We start from the raw sequence: 20,272 nt of genomic DNA, 5'->3' as shown, positions 1-20,272 counted from the left end.
ATGGTGCGGCGTTGGAATGGCCTCGACGAGGTTCCCGCGGACTGGGGCCGTTCAGTGATCACCATCGGGGTGTTCGACGGGGTGCACCGCGGCCATCAGCGGATCGTCGGCGCCGCGGCCGAGGAGGCCCGGCGCCGCGGCCTGCGCTCGGTGGTCATCACGTTCGACCCGCACCCCGACGAGGTCGTCCGGCCGGGCACCCATCCGCCGCTGCTCGCCACCACCCGGCGGCGCGTGGAGCTGCTGGAGGGGCTCGGCACGGACGCGGTCGCGGTCGTCCCGTTCACCCTTGAGCTGTCCAAGGTGCCGCCGGACGAGTTCGTGCAGTCGGTCCTGGTCGACCGGCTGCACGCCGCCCACGTGATCGTCGGCGAGGACTTCCGCTTCGGCCACAAGGCCAAGGGAGACGTCGCGCTGCTGCGCGAGCTCGGCGAGAAGTACGACTTCACCGCCGAGGGCATGCCGCTCGTGGCGAACGGCGGCACGATCTCCTCCACCTACATCCGGGGCCGGCTCGACGCGGGCGACGTCGGGGCGGCGGCGCGGGCGCTCGGCCGGCCGCACCGCGTGGAGGGCATCGTGGTGCGCGGCCACCGGCGCGGCCGCGCGCTCGGGTTCCCGACGGCGAACCTGGAGACGGCGGCGAACACCGCGATCCCGGCCGACGGCGTCTACGGCGGCTGGCTGGTCTGCGACTCCGAGCGCTACCCGGACTTCCGCTGGCCCGCCGCGATCTCCATCGGGACGAACCCGACGTTCGAGGGCGCGGGGGAGCGGACCGTCGAGGCGTACGCGCTGGACCGCGACGACCTCGACCTGTACGGCGAGCACATGGCCGTGGACTTCACCGCCCGCATCCGCGACACCCTGAAGTTCGACTCGATCGACGCGCTGATCGAGGAGATGCGCCGGGACGTGGACCGCGCCAGGGAGATCACCTCCGAGTGACCCGGGCGGAGCCCGCGTTTCCGCCGCGTACCCTGCGACAACACCGGTTCTCGCTTCGTGACTGCGTGGGTTTCCGGCATGGTACGGTGAATAGTCGCCGGGAAGGGCCCCGGCGCGGCGAGCTGCACCCTCATGCGGCTTGCCACCCTCTGAAACGCACCATGCGGACCCGTGCGCCCTCCGGGCCCGGATCTGCGGGTGACGATCCCATCGAAGGAGCCACGTGTCGCTCGACACCGCCACGAAGAACCAGATCATCGCCGAGTACGCGACCACTGAGGGTGACACCGGATCCCCGGAGGTCCAGGTCGCGCTGCTGACGCGCCGCATCAACGATCTGACCGAGCACCTCAAGGAGCACAAGCACGACCACCACAGCCGCCGCGGACTGCTGCTGCTGGTCGGCCGTCGCCGCCGCCTCCTGAAGTACCTGAGCAACAAGGACATCAACCGCTACCGGCAGCTGATCGAGCGACTCGGCCTGCGCCGCTAGCACGCTGAGGGAGTGGCCCGCGCGGGCCACTCCCTTCCTTTTACCGGTCGGCGGCCGCCGACCGGTATCCGGCCGCCGGGCCCGCCCAGGCCCCGGCCGCACAACTGCAGACAAGCCTCGCGGACACCGCTGGTGCGGGCCGGTCCTCGGTAGTGGCTTCCGGATCCGTTCCGCCGCACCGGCGGGGGATCTCGATCCGGGTGCTTCGATCGAAGACCGGCAGCGTGACAAGCCACGGGAAACGGCCGCGAGGACCGACATGGAACCCTGAGGAGGTTTCCCGTGACAGAAGCCGTGCGCATCGACGGAGCGCAGAGCACCGAGGCCGTGATCGACAACGGCGCCTTCGGCACCCGTACCATCCGCTTCGAGACGGGCCGGCTGGCCCGGCAGGCGGCGGGCTCGGCCGTCGCCTACCTCGACGACGAGACGATGGTGCTGTCGGCGACCACCGCGTCCAAGAAGCCCAAGGACAACCTGGACTTCTTCCCGCTGACCGTGGACGTCGAGGAGCGGATGTACGCGGCCGGGCGCATCCCCGGCTCGTTCTTCCGCCGCGAGGGCCGGCCCTCCGAGGACGCGATCCTCACCTGCCGGCTGATCGACCGGCCGCTGCGCCCGTCGTTCACCAAGGGCCTGCGCAACGAGATCCAGATCGTCGAGACGATCATGGCGCTGCACCCCGACCACCTGTACGACGTCGTGGCGATCAACGCCGCCTCGATGTCCACCCAGCTGGCCGGGCTGCCGTTCTCCGGCCCGATCGGCGGTGTCCGCGTCGCGCTGATCGACGGCCAGTGGGTCGGCTTCCCCACCCACCCCGAGCTGGAGCGCGCCACCTTCGACATGGTCGTCGCCGGCCGCGTGCTGGCGGACGGCGACGTCGCGATCATGATGGTCGAGGCGGAGTCCACCCGCGACACGCTCAAGCTGGTCGGCGAGGGCGCCACCGCCCCGACGGAGGAGACCGTCGCCGAGGGACTGGAGGCGGCCAAGCCGTTCATCAAGGTGCTCTGCAAGGCGCAGAGCGACCTCGCGGCCGTCGCGGCCAAGGAGACCGCCGAGTACCCGATCTTCCTGGACTACCAGGACGACGTGCTCACCGCCGTCACCGACGCCGTCAGCGGCGACCTGGCGCAGGCGCTCACCATCGCCGGCAAGCAGGAGCGCGAGACCCGGCTCGACGAGATCAAGGCGGCCGCCGCCGAGAAGCTCGCCGAGCAGTTCGAGGGGCGCGAGAAGGAGATCTCCGCCGCCTACCGCGCCGTCACCAAGAAGCTGGTCCGCGAGCGGGTCATCCGCGAGGGGCTGCGCATGGACGGCCGCGGGCTGAAGGACATCCGCCAGCTCACCGCGGAGGCGCACGTCGTCCCGCGCGTGCACGGCTCGGCGCTGTTCGAGCGCGGCGAGACCCAGATCCTCGGCGTGACGACGCTGAACATGCTCCGCATGGAGCAGACGATCGACACGCTGAACCCCGAGCGCACCAAGCGCTACATGCACAACTACAACTTCCCGCCGTACTCGACCGGTGAGACCGGCCGGGTCGGCTCGCCGAAGCGGCGCGAGATCGGGCACGGCGCGCTCGCCGAGCGCGCGCTGATCCCGGTGCTGCCGTCGCGCGAGGAGTTCCCGTACGCGATCCGGCAGGTGTCGGAGGCGCTCGGCTCCAACGGCTCCACCTCGATGGGCTCGGTCTGCGCGTCCACCATGTCGCTGCTGGACGCGGGCGTCCCGCTCAAGCAGATGGTGGCGGGCATCGCGATGGGCCTGATCAACGAGGGCGACGAGTACGTCACGCTCACCGACATCCTCGGCGCCGAGGACGCGTTCGGCGACATGGACTTCAAGGTCGCCGGCACCCGCGACCTGATCACCGCGCTGCAGCTCGACACCAAGCTCGACGGCATCCCCGCCTCGGTGCTGGCCGCCGCGCTGAAGCAGGCCAAGGGCGCCCGCCTGGCGATCCTGGACGTGATGCAGGAGGCCATCGAGGCGCCCGCCGAGATGAGCCCGAACGCGCCGCGGATCATCACGATCAAGGTCCCGGTCGACAAGATCGGCGAGGTCATCGGCCCCAAGGGCAAGATGATCAACTCGATCCAGGACGACACCGGCGCCGACATCACGATCGAGGACGACGGCACCATCTACGTCGGCGCCACCGACGGGCCGTCCGCCGAGGCCGCCCGGCAGGCGATCAACTCGATCGCGAACCCGCACATGCCGGAGGTCGGCGAGCGGTTCCTCGGCACCGTCGTCAAGACCACCACGTTCGGCGCGTTCGTGTCGCTGCTGCCCGGCAAGGACGGCCTGCTGCACGTCTCGCAGATCCGCAAGCTGCACGGCGGCGCCCGGATCGAGAACGTCGAGGACGTGATGGGCGTCGGCGAGAAGATCCAGGTCGAGGTCACCGAGATCGACCAGCGCGGCAAGCTGTCGCTGGTGCCGGTCGAGGTGATCGAGCGGGAGGCCGCGGAGAAGGGCGACGCCGGTGACGGCGAGGCCCCGGCCGCCGCGGACGACGGCGACTCCGGCGAGCGCCGGGAGCGCCGCGACGAGGGCGACCGCCGCCCGCGCCGCCGCCGCACCCGCCGCGGTGACGAGTCCGGCCAGCGCAACTCCTGACCCGTGCGACGACCGACCGGCACGCCCTCGGCGGGGGCGTGCCGGTCGGCCGCTTTCTCCGACCTTCCATCGACCGGAATGTGAGCGACACGTGACGCTGCCGGCGCGGGCGCAGGAGCCCGGCACCACCACCACGATCCACACCGACGGGGCCGGCGCGGTGCGCCGCACCGTGCTGCCCGGCGGGCTGCGGATCATCACCGAGACGATGCCGACCGTGCGGTCCGCCGCGTTCGGGATCTGGTCGGCGGTCGGTTCCCGCGACGAGGCGCCCGCCGACGCGGGGGCCAGCCACTACCTGGAGCACGTGCTGTTCAAGGGGACGCGGCGGCGGTCGGCGCTGGAGATCTCCGCGGCGGTCGACGCGGTCGGCGGCGACCTCAACGCGTTCACCGCCAAGGAGTACACCTGCTACTACGCGCGGGTGCTGGACGCCGACCTGCCGCTCGCCGTGGACGTCGTGTCGGACATGGTGGCCGACTCGGTCAACCGGCCCGAGGACGTCGAGGCCGAGCGCGGGGTGATCCTCGAAGAGATCCACATGCGCGACGACGACCCCGGCGACCTCATCCACGACGAGTTCTCCACAGCGCTGTACGGCGACACCCCGCTCGGCCGCCCCATCCTCGGCAGCGAGGACTCGATCAACGCCCTGTCGCGGGACCGCATCCACGGCTACTACCGGGAGCACTACGTCCCGTCCAAGCTGGTGGTGTCGGTCGCCGGGAACATCGACCACGACGAGGTCGTGCGGCTGGTGTCGGAGGCGTTCGCCGAGCACCTGACCGGTGACGCCGAGCCCGCCGCGCCGCGCCTGGACGGCACGCCCGCGCCGGTCGACCCGCGCAGCGTGGTGATCGACAAGGACACCGAGCAGGCGCACATCATCCTCGGCGGGGCCGGGGTGTCGCGCACCGACGACCGCCGGTTCGCGCTCGGCGTGCTGAACGCCGCGCTCGGCGGCGGCATGTCGTCCCGCCTGTTCCAGGAGATCCGGGAGAAGCGGGGCCTCGCCTACTCGGTCTACAGCTACACCGCGCAGTACGCCGACTCCGGCATCTTCGGCGTCTACGCGGGCTGCCAGCCCGCCAAGGCCGAGGAGGTCCTGTCGATCTGCCGGGACGAGCTGGGCCGGGCCGCCGAGGAGTGCCTGACCGCCGAGGAGCTGGAGCGCGGGAAGGGGCAGCTGCGCGGCGCCATGGTGCTCGGCCTGGAGGACACCGGCTCCCGCATGAGCCGCATCGGCAAGAGCGAGCTGGTCTACGAGTCGCTGCTGCCGGTGGACGAGGTGCTGGCCCGCATCGAGGCCGTGACCCTCGACGACGTCCGCGCCATCGCCCGCGAGGTGCTGGCGGGCCCGCAGGCCCTCACCGTGATCGGCCCGGTCGGCGACCGCGACTTCAGCGCGTGACCCGCGCGACTCTCGTGACCCGCGTGACCCTCGTGACTCGCGAGGGCCGCGTGATCCGTTAGGGATCGGCGCGCCCGGGGTAGACCGGGCCGCGTGAAGATCCTCATCAGGGTGGTCATCGCCGCGATCGCGCTGTGGGTCGCGGAGGCGGCCCTCGACGGCGTCGAGCTCACCGCGGGGAGCACGACCGAGCGCGTGCTCACGCTGCTGGGCGTCGCCGTGATCTTCGGTGTGGTCAACGCCGTGCTGAAGCCCGTGATCCAGGTGCTGGGCTGCGCCTTCTACGTGCTGACCCTCGGGCTGTTCGCGCTGCTGGTGAACGCGGGGCTGCTCATGCTGACGAGCTGGATCGCGGGCGAGCTCGGGCTGCCCTTCCATGTGGAGTGGTTCTGGCCGGCGTTCTGGGGAGCGATCATCATCGGCGTCGTGAGCTGGCTGCTCAACCTGTTCGTCGCCGACGACTGACGGAGGCTTGTTAACCGGACCGGAGTCCGTTACCGTTCTCAGGGTAACCGGACTGCGGTCCGTGTGCTTTCCGTCGAGAGGAACCCCCTCATGTCCCGCCTGCTGCACATCTCCGCGTCCCCCCGAGGCGCCGAGTCCGAGTCCCTGGCGATCGCGGAGTCCTTCCTGGACGCCTACCGCGAGGTCCACGGCGACACCGTCGACCACTTCGACCTGTGGGACGGCACCCTCCCCGCGTTCGGCCCGGCCGGCGCCGGCGCCAAGATGACCGTGCTCGCCGGAGGCGACCCGTCCGGGGACCAGGCCGCCGCGTGGCGGGCCGCCCGCGCCGCCTTCGAGCGCTACGACTCCTACGACCGCTACCTGTTCAGCGTCCCGATGTGGAACTCCAGCGTGCCGTACGTCCTCAAGCAGTTCATCGACGTGGTCTCCCAGCCCGGCTGGGTGTTCGCGTTCGACCCCGAGAAGGGCTACAGCGGGCTCCTCCACGGCAAGAAGGCCGCCATCGTGTACACGAGCGCCGTCTACGGGGAGGGCCGCCCGCCCGCGTTCGGCCGCGACCACCAGGCGCCCTTCCTGGAGGGCTGGCTGCGCTGGACGGGGGTCACCGACCTCAGCACCGTCGAGTTCCGCCCCAACCTCGCCACGGCCGACGCCGAGACCGGGCGCCGCGCCGCCCACGCCGAGGCGCGCGAGCTGGGCAAGCGCTTCTGACGATAGGCTCGGGCGGGACGCCAACCGGGAGGAACACGTGACAAAGGTCGGGGTGCTGGGCGCGCAGGGCCGGATGGGCGCCGAGGTGTGCCGTGCCGTGCAGGGGGCCGGCGACATGGAGCTCGTCGCGGCCGTCGACCAGGGCGACGCGCTCGACGCGCTCACGGCCGCCGAGGTCGTCGTCGACTTCACCCACCCCGGCGTCGTCATGGACAACCTCAGGTGGTGCGTGGAGCGCGGCCTGCACGCCGTCGTCGGCACCACCGGGTTCGACCCCTCCCGCCTCGACACGGTCCGCTCCTGGCTGACCGACGACTCGTCGGGGAACGTCCTCATCGCCCCGAACTTCGGGATCGGCGCGGTCCTGATGATGCACTTCGCCCAGCAGGCCGCGCCGTTCTTCGAGTCCGTCGAGATCGTCGAGACGCACCACCCGAACAAGGCCGACGCCCCGTCCGGCACCGCCTACCGCACCGCCGAGCTGGTCGCCGCCGCCCGCGCGGAGGCCGGGGTGGGCGCGTCCCCGGACGCGACCGTCTCCGAGGTCGCGGGCGCCCGCGGCGCCGACGTGGACGGCGTGCGCGTGCACGCGGTCCGCATGTCCGGCGCCGTCGCCCACCAGGAGGTCGTCCTCGGCGGCCACGGCGAGCTGTTCACGATCCGGCACGACGCGATGAACCGCGAGTCCTTCATGCCGGGCGTGCTGCTCGCCGTCCGCAAGGTCCCCGAGCTGGACCGCCTCACCCTCGGCATCGAGACGCTGCTCGGCCTGTGATGGACTTCGCCGCCCAGCCCTGGGACTACCTCGGCGCGTCCGAGGCGATCGACATCGAGCACCCGCTCGTCCAGTCGATCGCCGCCGAGCTGCGCACCGGCGACGACATCGCCTACGCCCACGCCGCGTTCGACCACGTCCGCGACAAGGTCGTCCACTCGATGGACGGCGGCGACCCGCGCGTCGTCTGGCGGGCCTCCGACGTCCTGGAGCAGCGGACCGGCCTCTGCTACGCCAAGGCCCACGCCTACGTCGCCCTGCTGCGCGCGGGCGGCGTCCAGGCGGGCCTGTGCTACCAGGAGTCGTCCGGCTTCCTGCACGGCCTCACCGCCGCCCTGGTGGACGACCGCTGGGTCCTGCTCGACCCCCGGGGCAACAAGCCGGGCATCGACGTCCAGTTCTCCCCGTCCGAGCACCGCCTGGCGTTCCCCGGCGACCCGGTGCTCCCCACGGTCTACGCGGAACCGCCGGAGTCGGTCCTGGAGGGCCTCAAGGCCATGCGCGCGCCCGAGGTCCTCACCGGCCCGCTCCACTGAACCCGCGCCCCGGACGACCCCCGCGCACGACGGCACCGCGACCGACCCGGTCCTGAGCACCGGCGGGGTTGTGCGGGCCGTCGCGGCGGCTTAGCGTTCGCCGGATGGATGCGACGCTCGCGCGGGACATGTGGAAGGTCATCGAGCCGCTACACGCGGTGACGTACTTCGCCGAGGAGTGCCTGGCGGCCAACAAGGACGTCGGGCTCAAGGGCTTCTGGATGGGCTACTTCGGCAGCCGGGCAGCACCGCTCGGGGCGGTGCCGGCGGGGGCGGTCGAGGCGGTGTTCTTCGGCTTCCATCCGGCGCGGGTGCGGCGGGCCGTGCCCGACGCGTGGAGCTTCGCGTCGCCGGAGAGCATCCTGCGCGTGCGGGGCGCGGCGGCGGCGCGCACGCTGCGGCGGGTCTTTCCCGCGATCGAGGACGTCGCGGTGCGGGCCGCGCCGCTCCTGCGCGAGGCCGTCCTCGCCGCCGATCCGGGGGGCCGCGCGCTGTTCGCGGCCAACCGGGACCTGGACGTCCCCGAGGATCCCGTGGAGGCGCTCTGGCAGGCGGCCACGGCGCTGCGCGAGCATCGCGGCGACGGGCACGTCGCCCTGCTCGCCGCCGAGGGGCTGAGCGGCCTGGAGGCGAACGTGCTGGCGTCCGCCGTCGGCGTCGTCCCGGCGGAGCGGCTGCAGCAGAGCCGGGGGTGGTCGCCCGAGGAGTGGGACGCGGCGGCCGGCGCGCTGGCCCGGCGCGGCCTCGTGGCCGGCGGGGAGGCCACGGACGAGGGCCGGGCGCTCAAGGACCGGATCGAGCGGCGCACCGACGTACTGGCCGCGCGCCCGTACGGCGTCCTGGCCGACCCGGAGGCGCTCCGCGCGTCGCTCGTCCCGGCGGCGAAGGCGGCGGCGGGCGAGATGCCCTTCCCCAACCCGATCGGCCTGCCCCGCGTCGGCTAGCGCCCGCCGCGGGGGCTCAGCGGGGCGAGACGGGGTTGGGGAAGCCGTACTTGTGGAAGAGCTTCTGCGCGGTGGGCTTGAGCAGCCACGTGACGAACGCCGCCGCCTCCTCGGGGTGCTCGGAGTCCAGGAGGGGCGCGGCGGGGAAGGCGGCGATGACGTTCTGCTCCGCCGGGATGGCGACGCTGCTCGCCGCCACCCCCGCCGAGCGCAGGTCGGTGATGTAGACGATCCCCGCGTCGGCCTCCCCGGAGCGGACCTGGTCCAGGACGGCCCGGGAGCCGATCTCCTCGGAGTTCCAGTGCACGGTCAGCGCCGACTTCGCGAGGGCCTGGCGGGTGTAGCGGCCCACCGGGACCGAGCCCGCGCCGACCACCACGCGCAGCCCCGGGCGCCGCAGGTCGCTGAGCCCCCGGATGCGCTTGGGGTTGCCGGGGCCGACCGCGATCGTGAGCGTGTCGTGCGTGACGATCCGGGGGCGTCCCGCCAGGTGGTCGGCGGCCTCCTCCAGAGCGGCCCGGTCGGCGGTCACCAGGGCGTCGGCGGGGGCGTGGTCCGACAGGCGGTCGACGATCTCCGGGGAGCCGCCGAACACGAACCGCAGCTTCACGCCGGGGTGCTCCTGGTGGTAGGCCGCGCCCATCTCGCCGAAGACCTCGGTCAGGGCGGAGGTGGCGAGGACGGTCAGCGTCACCGGCCCGGACGGGCCGCCGCAGCCCGCGCCGAGGGCGGGCACGGCGAGCGCGGCGAGCAGCACGGACGCGCGGAGGCGCCGCCTACGGGGGGAATGGGGCATATGGCCTCATCCTAAGGTCGGGTCCTTTGCGCACCCGTGATTCGGCCCTGGCGTGTCAGTGGCGCGCACTAATGTTTGCGGCAACTGGTGATCACGTTCTCGGAGGCCCGACGATGTCCCTCGACCTGATGGAACTGCTGCCCGGCGACTGGCGGGAGCGGCTCGACCCGCTGCTCGACCCGATCGCCACCGCCGCGCTGGGCGCGTTCGTCGCGGGGGAGTACGCCGCGCAGACCGTCTACCCGCCGCGCGACGACCTGTTCAACGCGTTCGGGCACTGCTCGTTCGACGGCACCCGGGTGCTGATCCTCGGGCAGGACCCCTACCACGGCCCCGGCCAGGCGCACGGGCTCAGCTTCAGCGTCCGGGACGGGGTGCGGCTGCCGCCGTCGCTGCGCAACATCTACAAGGAGCTGGCCGCCGACCTCGACGTCCCGGTGGCGGCGTCCGGCGACCTCACCCGCTGGGCCGACCAGGGCGTGCTGCTGCTGAACGCGGTGCTGACCGTCCGCGCGGGCGAGGCGGGCTCGCACGCCGGCAAGGGCTGGGAGGACTTCACCGACGCCGCGATCCGCGCGCTGAACGACAAGAGCGAGCGGGTCGTGTTCGTGCTCTGGGGCGCCTACGCCCGCAAGAAGGCCCGCCTGATCACCGGGCCGCAGCACACCGTGATCGAGTCGGCGCACCCGAGCCCGCTCAGCGCGAAGAAGTTCTTCGGGACGCGCCCGTTCAGCGCGGTCAACAAGGCCCTCGTCGACGCGGGCCTGGCCGAGATCAGCTGGGGGTAGCTCCATCCGGCGGGGGAGCCGGTTCCCCCGGCGGCGGGAGGTGCGCGGCGGCCGCCCGCGGCATCGTCGTGGGCATGACCGTTACAGCTCATGTGCTCACCGGGCGGACGCGGGCCGCGCGCGGCGGGCCGGGCCGCCTGCGCCTGGCCGTCTGCGCCGCGACGATCGCCGCGTGCGTCCCCTACCTCACCATCAAGATCGCGTGGCTGGCCGGCAGCACGGCCGGCTGGAACGACACCGAGGCGGCGCGGGACTCCGCGCTCTACGTCGGCAACGCGGTCACCATGGTCATGGACGCGATGGCCGTGCTGGTCGCGCTGGCGTTCACGTTCCGGTGGGGCCGGCGCATCCCGGCGTGGCTGGTGCTGGCGCCCATCTGGATCGCGGTCGGGCTGCTCGCGCCGATCGTCCTCTCCGTTCCGCTGGGCACGCTGCTGCAGGCCGTCTTCGCGCCCGATTCGCTGTCGGTCGGTGACAACGCGCTCCAGGGCTGGGTCTACGGCGTCGTCTACGCGGGCTTCACCGGGCAGGGGCTCGGCCTGCTCGCGGCCTTCGTCCTGTACGCGCGGGACCGGTGGACGGACGTCTTCACCATCCGCACGCAGGACGTCCCCAAGGGCGCGACCCACCAGCTACAGGTGCTGCTGACGGGCACGGCGAGCGTGTTCGCGGCGGTCTTCGCCTCCGTCCACCTCTTCTGGGCGTTCGGCGGGACGGCGGGGCTCCGCAAGGCCGAACTCTCCGACCGGAACCTGACCCAGCACCTGAGCGACGGCGTGTGGGGCGTGCTGGCGCTCGCCGGCGCCGCCGCCCTGCTCGCGCTCGTCCAGCGCCGCGGCCGCCCGGCGCGGTTCGTCGTCCCGCTGGCCTTCGCCTGGGTCGGCGCGGCCACCACGTTCGCGTGGTCGCTCTACATGCTCATGGTGACGCTCGGCCAGCCCGGCATGCTGGCGTCCGACACGACCGTGGGGGCGAACCTCACCGCGCTCGCCGGGCTGTTCGCCGGGCTCCTCATGGGGGTCGCGGGCGCGGCGCTGCTCACCGAGCGTCAGAGCGCGAGGCCGATCGCGAGCAGCGCGCCGTAGGCGATCTGGAGCCGGCCGGTCTCGCCCAGCACGGGGATCAGGGCGGGGCCGGCCGCGCCGTTCAGCACCTTCTGCGTCGGCGGCAGCGACAGCGGCGCGGCGAGCAGCGCGAGCAGCGCCCACGGGTGCGGCGCGGCCAGCACCAGCGCGAACATGAACGGCAGCGCGGCGCACGCCGCGTACAGGATGCGGGTCCAGGGGCCGCCGAGCAGCACGGCGAGGGTCCGCTTGCCCGACTCCCGGTCGGTCGGGATGTCGCGCAGGTTGTTGGCGACGAGCAGCGCGCAGGCCAGCAGCCCGATCGGGACCGCCGCCGCCCACGCCTCCCACGGCAGCGCCTCGACCTGGACGTACACCGTCCCGACGACGGCGACGAGGCCGAAGAACACGAACACCGACACCTCGCCCAGGGCGCGGTAGCCGTAGGGCGTCTTGCCGCCGGTGTAGAACCAGGCGGCGAGGATCGCGACCGCGCCGACCAGCAGCAGCCACCAGGTCGTCACGGCGGCGAGCACGAGCCCGGCGACCGCGGCGGCGAGGAAGCAGCCGAGCGCGGCGGCGAGGACCTGCTTCGGCGGGGCGGCCTTCGACCCGACGAGGCGGAGCGGCCCGACGCGGTCCTCGTCGGTGCCGCGGATGCCGTCGCTGTAGTCGTTGGAGTAGTTCACCCCGATCTGCAGGACGAGGGCGACGAACCCGGCGAGGGCGGCGCGCCACCAGACGGGCTGGCCCTCGCCGACCGCGACGCCGGTGCCGACGACGACGGGAACGAGGGACGCGGGCAGGGTGCGGGGCCGGGATCCGGCGACCCATTGGGAGAGCGTGGCCACAGTTACCGCTTGTTCTCGTTGGACGACAGGGGGACTACCGCTTCGATTCTCCCCGACGGGGATCACCGCTCGGGCGCAGCCGCAGCGACGCGGCGAGCCCGAGCGCGAGGATCGCCGCCGTGGTGAGGGCCGCGTGCCGGGTGGCGGCGGCGAGGCTGGCGTCGGCCGCGCGGGCCTCCGCCGCCAGTCCGGGGGCGGCGTGCAGGTCGCGGCCGTAGGTGCCGGCGCTCTCCCGCAGGTCGTGCGCCATCGCGGCCTGCCGCGCGGGCGGCAGCGCGGACTCCGCGGCCAGCCGGTCGGCCATCGCGTGCCCGAGGCCGGTGGCGAACACCGTCCCGATCGCGGCGATGCCGAGGGCCGCGCCGACCTGCCGGGCCGTCGACTGGGTGCCGGACGCCTGCCCGGACTGCTCCGGCGGGACGTCCGCGAGGGACACGTTCGTCAGCTGCGCCGACGTGAGGCCGAGGCCGATCCCGTACAGCAGCATCCAGGGCGCGAGCCCGAGCCCGCCGGTCGTCGCCGACACGGTGAGGGCCAGCCCGAGCACCGCGGCGACCTCCAGGACCATGCCGGCCTGGACGACCCGGTGCGCGCCGCGCCTGTTCGCGAGCCGGCCCGCGTACCCGCCGGACAGGAACGCGCCGACCGCGAGCGGCAGGATCGCGATGCTGATCTGCAGCGGGCCGGTGCCGTGCACGCCCAGCAGGAACAGCGGGAGGACGAACAGCAGCCCCAGCTCGCCGACGTTGATGAGGGCGGACGCCAGGTTGCCGCGCCGGAAGTTCGGGATGCGGAACAGGGACATGTCGAGCATCACCGGCCGCCCGGCCGCCGCCCTGGACCGCTCCACGACGACCAGTGCGGCCAGGAGGACCGCGCCGAGCGCGAGGACCACCGGGACGGGCGACAGGCCCGTCTCCGGCCAGTGGAACCCGGCCAGCGAGAACGGGCGCGTCGCGGCCCACCAGCCGTAGGTCTGCCCCTCGATGATCCCGCAGACGAGGGCGCCGAGCCCGAGCGCGGACAGCAGCCCGCCCGGCCAGTCGATCTCGCGGCGGGCGCTCCCGCCGCCCGGCCGCCGGGTCTCCGGCATCAGCCGCAGCGCCGCGGCGATGAGCACGGCGCCGAGCGGCAGGTTGATGCCGAACGCCCAGCGCCAGCCGCCGCCGGCCGCGACGGCGCCGCCGAGCAGCGGGCCGAGCGCGGCCATGCCGCTGATCATCGAGCCCCAGATGCCGAACGCGACGGCCCGGTCCCGCCCGGTGAAGACCGTGTTCAGCGTGGACAGCGCGGCCGGCATGACCATCGAGGCGCCGACGCCCTGCAGCGCCCGCGCGCCGATCAGGCCGGACCCGTCCCCGGCGAGCGCGGCGGCGACGCTCGCCGCCGCGAACACCGCGGTGCCGAGCACGAACATGCGGCGCCGCCCGAACAGGTCGCCGGCCCGCCCGAACGGGATCAGCAGCGCCGCGAACACCAGCGCGTAGACGGAGGTGACCCATTCGGCGTCGGTGGTGGTGAGGCCCAGGTCCGCGACGATCCGGGGGAGCAGCACGCCGACGATCGTGGCGTCCACGATGATCAGCGAGACGCCGAGGCTGATGACGGCCATCACGAGTCGGCGGTGCCGGACGGCGGGCACGGCCGCGGCGGGGCGCGGCGGTGTCAGGGAGAGGGACTCGGGCACGACCTCAAAGATATTGCGGGGCGGCGGGTGCACCTCACCGACCCCTGGTTAGCGGGCGGGGACGGGCGCGGCGCGCGCCCGTCAGGCGCTGATGTCGGTGTGCAGCCGGATCTGCCGGACGGGCTCGCCCATCTCGAGCGTGCGGGCCGTGCCGTCGGGGGCCCAGCCGGCCGAGCCGAGGAACGTCCGGGTGACCTCGTCGTCCTCGAAGACCCAGCTGACGAGGGTGGTGAAGCCGTCCTCGCGGAGCAGGTCGGCGGTCGCGGCGAGCAGCCGGCTGCCGTGCCCGGCGCGGGCGTGCGGCGGGTCGACCAGCAGCGTGATCAGCTCCGCGGTGGCGGCGGCGTCGAGGTCGGCGTCCTCGGCGGGGCCGTGCGCGGCGAACCCCACGACCAGGTCGGACGCCACCGCGACCAGCAGCCGGTGCCGGGGGCTCGGCGGCGCGGCGGCCGCCTCCGCCCATCGCTCCCGCCACGCCTCGACGGCGTCGGGCGCGGTCACCCGGTCGAGGACGCCGGCGGGCAGCAGCTCGCGGTACCCGTGCCGCCACGCCCGCACCTGGATGGCGGCGACGGCGGCCGCGTCCGCGCGGCGCGCGGGCCGCACCCCCACATCGGCCATGCCGTCCCCCCGTCCTCGCTCGGAAATCCGCCGCCCACCCTAGCGAGCCGCGGGGCGGCGGCGAGCCCGGTAGGCGCGGGTCTTGGTGCGGTTGCCGCAGACGCGCATCGAGCACCAGGCGCGGGAGCGGTTCTTGGACGTGTCGAGGAACGCCCAGCGGCAGGTGTCCTCCTGGCAGACCTTCAGCCGCGGCCACGTCCCGGCGGCGACCGCGTCCATGATCGCGGCGGCGACGCGGGCGAGGCCGGCGGCGGCCGTCCCGGGCGGGTCGAGCGGGACGAGCGCGGGGCGCGGCCCGGCGAGCGAGATCCGCAGCGGGAGGGCGGCGAGGGCGCCGTCCAGGCCGGCGGGGAAGTCGGCCTGCAGCGGCCCGTGGTGCGCGGCCATGGCCTCGCGGAGCCCCTCGCGGAGCACGGTCGCGGCGTGCACGTCGGCGTCGCCGGTCGCCGTGCCCGCGGGCACGAGGTCCCGTTCGGCCAGCCACGCGGCGAGGCCGGCGGGCGCGGCGATCCCGTCGGCCGCGGAGTCGATGTCGAGCGTGTTGACGAAGTCCGCCAGCAGCAGCGCGGGGTCTGGTGCGGGGTGCGCGTCGGTCATGACTTCTCCTGCTCGTCCAAGGAGAACTCTATCCGAGTTTCGACACCGTCATTCCTGTTTGACCGGTTGCATGGTGGCGACACCGGCGTTACGGTTTAGATGGTGTCAACGTCAGGAGGACGAGATGAACCTGCTGCCGTACCTGGCCGGCCTCGCCATGCGGCACGCCTGGGCGGAGCGCGAGTTCGCACGGCTGCACGCCGACCTCGTGGAGGCGCGGCTGAAGGCCCGCGCCCGCGACGCCGAGCGCGCCGCCCGGATCCGCCGCTGGCTGCTCGGCGGCGTGCCGGAGCGGTTCACCGCCCGGCGCCGCCCCGTCCCGCCGTCCCGGCCGGCGCCCGGCTGCCGCCGCGCGGCCGCCCGCTCAGCCCACGTCCCGCGAACCGCCGGAGGATTCCGATGACCGATGTGACCCCGAAGGTGACCACGCTCGTCTTCGACTGCGCCGACCTCGACGCCATGGCCGCCTTCTGGGGCGGGCTGCTCGGCATGAAGACGACCTCGCGCGAGGACGACTGGCTCGACCTGGAGCCGCTCGCCGGGGAGGGGCCGGTGCTGGCGTTCCAGCTCGTCCCCGAGGGCAAGGCGGTCAAGAACCGGCTGCACCTCGACCTGGACGTGCCCGACATCCGCGCGGCGGGGGAGCGGGCGCGGCGGCTCGGCGCCGTCCCGGACGGGGAGCCGATGGGCAACCCGGAGCGGCCCTTCCAGGTCTGGCACGACCCCGAGGGCAACGAGTTCTGCCTCTGCACGGCCTGATCGCGCGCCGCCGGCCGGGCCGCCCGCGCCCGGCCGGCCGGCGCCGGCTCACGACCCGAGGACGGTCGCGAGGCGGCGCACGCCCTCGGCCAGCTCCGGCTCCCCGGCCGCCGTCCCGTAGCTGAGCCGCAGGTACGGGGCGGGGGCCTCGGCGGGGAAGAACGGTCGGCCCGCGCTGACCAGGACCCCGGCGCGCAGCGCGGCCTCGGCCACGGCCGCGTCGTCGGCGCCGTCCGGCAGCCGGGCCCACACGTGCAGGCCGCCCGCCGGGCGGTTCACCCGCAGCTCCGGCAGATCGCGGGCGAGCGCGCCGAGCAGCGCGTCCCGGCGCACCGGCAGCGCCGCACGGACGGCCCGCAGATGGCGCGGCCAGCCCGGCGAGCTGACGAGTTCGAGCAGCGTCTCCTGGAGCGGCCGGGCCGGGAAGAACTCCTCGACGAGCTGCGTCGCGCGGATCCGCGCGGCCACCGGCCCCCGGGCGGCCACCGCCGCGATCCGCAGGCTGGGCGCGGTCGCCTTCGTCAGCGACGCGATGTGCACGACGCGGCCGTCGGCGTCGTCGGCGATCAGCGGCGGCGAGGGCGGGACGATGCCGAGGTGCCGGGCGAAGTCGTCCTCCACCACGAAGGCGCCCGCCGCCCGGGCCACGTCCAGCACCCGCGCGCGCCGCTCGGCGCTCAGCACCGCCCCGGTCGGGTTGTGGAAGGCCGGCTGGCAGTACAGGACGCGCGCGCCGCTCAGCGCGAACGCCTCGGCGAGCAGGTCGGGGCGGATCCCGTCCGCGTCCATCGGGACCGGCACCGGGTGCAGCCCGCTCGCCCGCGCGACCGACAGCACGCCGAGGTAGGTCGGCGACTCCACCAGCAGGGGCGCGCCGGGCGGCAGCAGCGCCCGCAGCACCGTCGTCAGCGACTGCTGGCCGCCGCTGGTGATCAGCACGTCGGCGGGGGTGACGGCGCCGCCGATCGTCCGGGCGAACCAGGCGCGCAGCTCCGGCAGCCCGCCGATCGGCGGCATCGCCCAGGCGTCCGGGCGCCGGGCGGCCCGCGCCGCCGCCGTGGCGAGCGCCCGGACCGGCTGCAGCGCGGGGTGCGGGTAGCCGCCGCTGAGCGGCACCACGCCGTCGGGCGGCGGGGTGAGCAGCCACGACACGCCGGACGGGTCGACGGCGCGGTCGCCGAGCGTCACCGCCTGCCAGCCGAAGTCGGCGGGCTCGGCGGCGGGCCGGTGGCGCTCGGCGGCGAACGCACCGCTACCCGGACGCGTCACCACCAGCCCCTCGGCGGACAGCTGCCCGAGGGCCCGCGACACCGTGACCGGACTGACCCGGTGCCGCTCCACCAGCGCACGGCTCGACGGCAGCCGCTCGCCGGGGTTCATGCGGCGGACGTCGGCGCGCAGCGCGTCGGCGAGCGCCGCCACACTGCTATCGTCTTTCATGAAGACTAAGGATAGCGCTACTGTCACCGCGCCGATAGCGGACGCCCCCCGCGGAGCGGGTCTCCGGCTCGCCGCGCTCGGCGTCCTGGCCTTCTCGTTCACCCTCCCGGGCACGGTCTTCGCGCTGGACGGGCTCGACCCGTACCTGGTCGGCGTCGGCCGCTCCGCCGCCGCGGCCGCCCTCGCCGCCGTCGCGCTGCTGGCGGTGCGCGCCCGCCCGCCGCGCCGCGACCAGTGGGCCGGGCTCGCGGTCGCCGCCGCCGGGGTGGTGTTCGGGTTCCCGGTGCTGTCCACGCTCGCGCTCGACCAGGGCGCCTCCTCCGCGCACGCGGCCGTCGTGGTCGGGCTGCTGCCCGCCGCCACCGCCGTGTGCGGCGTGCTGCGCGCGGGGGAGCGGCCCTCCGGGGCGTTCTGGCTCGCGGGCGCGGCGGGCACCGCCTGCGTCACCGGCTTCACCGCGGTCCGCGGCGGCGGCCACTTCACCCCCGCCGACCTGCTGCTGTTCGGCGCCCTCGTGGCCGCCGCCGCCGGGTACACCGAGGGCGGGCGGCTGGCCCGGGACATGCCCGGCTGGCGCGTGATCTCCTGGGCGCTGCTGCTGGCCGCGCCGATCACCGTCCCGGTCACCGGATGGCTGCTCGCCGCGACCGATCCCGTGTGGACGGGACGCGCCGTGCTCGGTTTCGGCTACGTCGCCGCCGTCTCCGCCTACCTGGGCTTCTTCGCCTGGTACGAGGGCCTCGCGCGGGCCGGGATCGCGCGCGGCGGCCAGGTGCAGCTCGCGCAGCCGATGCTGACCCTGCTCTGGTCCGGGCTCCTGCTCGGCGAGGCGGTCGACGCCGCGACCGCGCTGGCCGCCGTCGCCGTGCTGGTCTGCGTGGCGCTCACCCAGCGCGCCCGCGTGCGGATCAGTCCTTGACGATCTGGGCCAGCAGCGTCACGACGCCGACGCCGACGCCGATCGGGATCGCGAACCGCGGGGCGGCGGCGGTCAGGACCGCCGCGCCGATCGCCACGATGATGATCACTAGGGCCCGCGTGCTGATCAGGGGCCGCGGCTGCCCGTGCTCGGGGGACACCTGCTCCGGCGGCACATGCTCCGGTGGTACTCGCATGCCGGTTCGACCTCCATCCGGACGGACGGTGAGGATCGGGGCGGCTCCCCGTCGGGACGACGGGCGACACCGCTGAGTCGCCTCGTCACCACAGGATTCCCCGGATGTCAACGGCTGGAGCGCGCGGCGCGCGATCACGTCCCAACCGTGATCGTTTCATGGGGGATCGCTGGTACGGGGCGTCCGAAGCACCCCGCGGATCCGAGATCATTACGTGATGAAGCGTAAAGGGCGGGTTACGGGTGCTCTGGGCGGTCTGGTGCGCTGGACCGGGTGGGCGGCGGCCTACGTGCTCGGCATCGCGGCGCTCGTCTTCGCCGGCGCCTGGGTCTGGTGGCAGCCCGAGCCGGAGGCGCGGGGCACCGAGCTGAACGGGCTGTGGGCCCGGCACCAGTGGGTGGGGGAGCCGCACACCGACGCCGAGTACCGCGCGCTCGGGGACCTGCTGAAGCGCAACCACATCAGCGACGTGTTCTTCCACACGGGCCCGTTCGAGGCGGACGGGACGGTGCCCGCCGCGAAGTACCGCTACGCGCGGCAGCTCATCCAGGCGATGCGGAAGTACGCGCCCGGCGTCCGCGCGCAGGCGTACCTGGGGCAGATCCGCGCGGTGGAGGGCAAGGGCGCCATCGACCTCGACGACGCGGCCGTCCGGGAGAGGGTCCTGGAGACCGACGCGGCCTTCCTGGACCTCGGCTTCGACGGCATCCACTACGACTTCGAGCCGATCTACCCCGACGACGACGCGTTCATGGCGCTCATGGACCGCACCCGCGAGCTGACCCGCTCGCGCGGCAGGCTGCTGTCGGTGGCGCTGGAGCAGCCGACGCTCTTCGACGGCCTGCAGCCCGTCTACAAGGCGCTGATCCCGCGCACGGGCGCGGTGCACTACCCACCGCGCCCGACCAAGGAGTTCCTGCGCGCGGTCGCCGACCGCGCCGACCAGGTCGCGATCATGACCTACGACGTGTCGCTGCCGACCGAGGCCCTCGCCGGATGGCACTACGCCCGGCACACCCGGGCGACGCTGGAGCTCATCGGCGACCGCACGTCCGTGTTCATCGGCGTCCCCACTTACCGCCCCCTGATGGACTGGGCGGAGCACCTGCCGGTCGCGCTGCGCGGCGTCCGGCGCGGCCTCGACCAGCTGGAGCGCGCGCCCAAGCGCCCGTACGGCGTCGGCGTGTACGCGGGCTGGACGACCGAGCCCGGCGAGTGGGCCCACTTCCGTTCCACCTGGCTGCCCCGGGGGACAGGAAGTGTTAGCGGTTGAGAAACCCGGCCCGCGACGTTTCCGTTCGCTTGAACGTGCAGGTAGAAAGGGTTGGGTAGCCCTTCATCTCCCGGGGTATTGCCCGGTGCGGAAGTCAAGCAGAGACCAGCGGACGGCAAAGGAAGCGAGGGCGAGGCCATGGGAGCTCAGTGGACCGCGCGGCGCGACGCCGACCGGATCGGCGAGCTGTCGGCCGAGTTCGCCGGCTGGCGGATCGGGCGGGGCGGGTCCGGCCTCTGGTGGGCCGTCCGCGGCAACGATCTCGTGCGCACTCCCGACGTCGAGGAGCTGCGTGTCCGGTTGCACGAGATGACCACGGGGTCACGTTATGCGATCGAGTCCGGGAAGTGGCCGGACTGACCCCGTA

At 73.9% G+C, this 20,272-nt stretch carries 23 protein-coding genes; 16 read left to right on the top strand and 7 right to left on the bottom strand.

The window, feature by feature from the left end; genetic code table 11:
- Positions 1-3: 3 nt before the first annotated feature.
- The 9 genes from ETD96_RS02755 to ETD96_RS02715 all read left to right on the top strand — a co-directional run bounded on the left by ETD96_RS02755 (position 4) and on the right by ETD96_RS02715 (position 8,914).
- Positions 4-948, top strand: coding sequence for a bifunctional riboflavin kinase/FAD synthetase (locus tag ETD96_RS02755; RefSeq protein ID WP_138633462.1), 945 nt, complete (start codon positions 4-6; stop codon positions 946-948).
- A gap of 223 nt (positions 949-1,171) precedes the next feature.
- Positions 1,172-1,441: a 30S ribosomal protein S15 gene (rpsO, locus tag ETD96_RS02750; RefSeq protein ID WP_021599383.1), complete on the top strand. Its 270-nt coding sequence runs from the start codon at positions 1,172-1,174 to the stop codon at positions 1,439-1,441.
- A gap of 282 nt (positions 1,442-1,723) precedes the next feature.
- Positions 1,724-4,069, top strand: a complete 2,346-nt coding sequence (locus ETD96_RS02745) for a polyribonucleotide nucleotidyltransferase (RefSeq protein WP_420884730.1) — start codon at positions 1,724-1,726, stop codon at positions 4,067-4,069.
- Between the two features lie 91 nt (positions 4,070-4,160).
- Positions 4,161-5,480 (top strand): M16 family metallopeptidase, encoded by a 1,320-nt coding sequence (locus tag ETD96_RS02740; protein WP_138633459.1) that lies wholly within the window; start codon positions 4,161-4,163, stop codon positions 5,478-5,480.
- Positions 5,481-5,573: 93 nt separating this feature from the next.
- Positions 5,574-5,945 carry a phage holin family protein gene (locus ETD96_RS02735; protein WP_138633456.1) on the top strand — a complete coding sequence of 124 codons (372 nt, stop codon included), beginning with the start codon at positions 5,574-5,576 and terminating at the stop codon, positions 5,943-5,945.
- A gap of 90 nt (positions 5,946-6,035) precedes the next feature.
- Complete coding sequence (locus tag ETD96_RS02730) at positions 6,036-6,659, top strand: FMN-dependent NADH-azoreductase (RefSeq protein ID WP_138633453.1); 624 nt, start codon at positions 6,036-6,038, stop codon at positions 6,657-6,659.
- Positions 6,660-6,696: 37 nt separating this feature from the next.
- Positions 6,697-7,434 carry a 4-hydroxy-tetrahydrodipicolinate reductase gene (gene dapB / locus ETD96_RS02725; RefSeq protein ID WP_138633450.1) on the top strand — a complete coding sequence of 246 codons (738 nt, stop codon included), beginning with the start codon at positions 6,697-6,699 and terminating at the stop codon, positions 7,432-7,434.
- Complete coding sequence (locus ETD96_RS02720) at positions 7,434-7,970, top strand: transglutaminase-like domain-containing protein (RefSeq protein ID WP_138633447.1); 537 nt, start codon at positions 7,434-7,436, stop codon at positions 7,968-7,970. Before dapB ends, ETD96_RS02720 begins: the two co-directional genes overlap by 1 nt.
- Positions 7,971-8,074: 104 nt before the next feature.
- Positions 8,075-8,914: an SCO6745 family protein gene (locus ETD96_RS02715; RefSeq protein ID WP_138633445.1), complete on the top strand. Its 840-nt coding sequence runs from the start codon at positions 8,075-8,077 to the stop codon at positions 8,912-8,914.
- Positions 8,915-8,930: 16 nt separating this feature from the next.
- Here ETD96_RS02715 and modA read toward each other — a convergent pair whose 3' ends face one another.
- Positions 8,931-9,710 carry a molybdate ABC transporter substrate-binding protein gene (gene modA / locus ETD96_RS02710; protein WP_138633442.1) on the bottom strand — a complete coding sequence of 260 codons (780 nt, stop codon included), beginning with the start codon at positions 9,708-9,710 and terminating at the stop codon, positions 8,931-8,933.
- Positions 9,711-9,823: 113 nt separating this feature from the next.
- Between modA and ETD96_RS02705 the strand changes: the two genes are divergently transcribed.
- Both ETD96_RS02705 and ETD96_RS02700 read left to right on the top strand, forming a co-directional pair.
- Positions 9,824-10,498 (top strand): uracil-DNA glycosylase, encoded by a 675-nt coding sequence (locus ETD96_RS02705; RefSeq protein ID WP_138633439.1) that lies wholly within the window; start codon positions 9,824-9,826, stop codon positions 10,496-10,498.
- A 74-nt stretch (positions 10,499-10,572) separates the two neighbouring features.
- Positions 10,573-11,583, top strand: a complete 1,011-nt coding sequence (locus tag ETD96_RS02700; protein ID WP_138633436.1) for a hypothetical protein — start codon at positions 10,573-10,575, stop codon at positions 11,581-11,583.
- Here the strand turns inward: ETD96_RS02700 and ETD96_RS02695 are convergent.
- The 4 genes from ETD96_RS02695 to ETD96_RS02680 all read right to left on the bottom strand — a co-directional run bounded on the left by ETD96_RS02695 (position 11,547) and on the right by ETD96_RS02680 (position 15,318).
- Positions 11,547-12,413: a 1,4-dihydroxy-2-naphthoate polyprenyltransferase gene (locus tag ETD96_RS02695; RefSeq protein ID WP_138633433.1), complete on the bottom strand. Its 867-nt coding sequence runs from the start codon at positions 12,411-12,413 to the stop codon at positions 11,547-11,549. The two genes, ETD96_RS02700 and ETD96_RS02695, sit on opposite strands and share 37 nt — an antisense overlap.
- A gap of 34 nt (positions 12,414-12,447) precedes the next feature.
- Positions 12,448-14,100: an MFS transporter gene (locus ETD96_RS02690; protein WP_240807140.1), complete on the bottom strand. Its 1,653-nt coding sequence runs from the start codon at positions 14,098-14,100 to the stop codon at positions 12,448-12,450.
- 81 nt (positions 14,101-14,181) lie between these two features.
- Entirely contained in the window at positions 14,182-14,721 is a 540-nt protein-coding gene (locus tag ETD96_RS02685; RefSeq protein ID WP_138633430.1) for a GNAT family N-acetyltransferase, read from the bottom strand.
- 39 nt (positions 14,722-14,760) lie between these two features.
- Positions 14,761-15,318 carry a CGNR zinc finger domain-containing protein gene (locus ETD96_RS02680; RefSeq protein ID WP_138633427.1) on the bottom strand — a complete coding sequence of 186 codons (558 nt, stop codon included), beginning with the start codon at positions 15,316-15,318 and terminating at the stop codon, positions 14,761-14,763.
- A 124-nt stretch (positions 15,319-15,442) separates the two neighbouring features.
- Between ETD96_RS02680 and ETD96_RS02675 the strand changes: the two genes are divergently transcribed.
- Both ETD96_RS02675 and ETD96_RS02670 read left to right on the top strand, forming a co-directional pair.
- On the top strand, positions 15,443-15,721 hold the full coding sequence (locus ETD96_RS02675) for a hypothetical protein (protein WP_138633424.1): 279 nt from the start codon (positions 15,443-15,445) through the stop codon (positions 15,719-15,721).
- Positions 15,718-16,077, top strand: coding sequence for a VOC family protein (locus ETD96_RS02670; protein ID WP_171068822.1), 360 nt, complete (start codon positions 15,718-15,720; stop codon positions 16,075-16,077). Before ETD96_RS02675 ends, ETD96_RS02670 begins: the two co-directional genes overlap by 4 nt.
- 48 nt (positions 16,078-16,125) lie before the next feature.
- On the opposite strand, the gene ETD96_RS02665 is transcribed toward ETD96_RS02670, so the two are convergent.
- The gene (locus ETD96_RS02665; protein ID WP_138633421.1) at positions 16,126-17,517 is read right to left on the bottom strand and encodes an aminotransferase-like domain-containing protein; all 1,392 of its coding nucleotides are present in this window, start codon (positions 17,515-17,517) and stop codon (positions 16,126-16,128) included.
- On the opposite strand from ETD96_RS02665, the gene ETD96_RS02660 reads away from it, so the two are divergent.
- A complete protein-coding gene (locus tag ETD96_RS02660; protein ID WP_138633418.1) occupies positions 17,516-18,436 on the top strand; it encodes a DMT family transporter in 921 nt (306 codons plus the stop codon). The two genes, ETD96_RS02665 and ETD96_RS02660, sit on opposite strands and share 2 nt — an antisense overlap.
- On the opposite strand, the gene ETD96_RS02655 is transcribed toward ETD96_RS02660, so the two are convergent.
- A complete protein-coding gene (locus tag ETD96_RS02655) occupies positions 18,426-18,632 on the bottom strand; it encodes a hypothetical protein (protein WP_138633416.1) in 207 nt (68 codons plus the stop codon). The two genes, ETD96_RS02660 and ETD96_RS02655, sit on opposite strands and share 11 nt — an antisense overlap.
- A gap of 217 nt (positions 18,633-18,849) precedes the next feature.
- Here ETD96_RS02655 and ETD96_RS02650 point away from each other — a divergent pair, with 217 nt between their 5' ends.
- Together ETD96_RS02650 and ETD96_RS02645 are read left to right on the top strand one after the other, a co-directional pair.
- A complete protein-coding gene (locus ETD96_RS02650) occupies positions 18,850-19,905 on the top strand; it encodes a glycoside hydrolase family 18 protein (RefSeq protein WP_240807139.1) in 1,056 nt (351 codons plus the stop codon).
- A 138-nt stretch (positions 19,906-20,043) separates the two neighbouring features.
- A complete protein-coding gene (locus tag ETD96_RS02645) occupies positions 20,044-20,265 on the top strand; it encodes a hypothetical protein (RefSeq protein WP_138633413.1) in 222 nt (73 codons plus the stop codon).
- The last annotated feature ends 7 nt before the right edge of the window (positions 20,266-20,272 follow it).

The sequence above is a fragment of the Actinomadura geliboluensis genome (assembly GCF_005889745.1).
In the GTDB taxonomy this organism is placed as follows: Bacteria; Actinomycetota; Actinomycetes; order Streptosporangiales; family Streptosporangiaceae; genus Spirillospora; species Spirillospora geliboluensis.
This window is presented reverse-complemented; position numbering and strand designations above follow the sequence as displayed.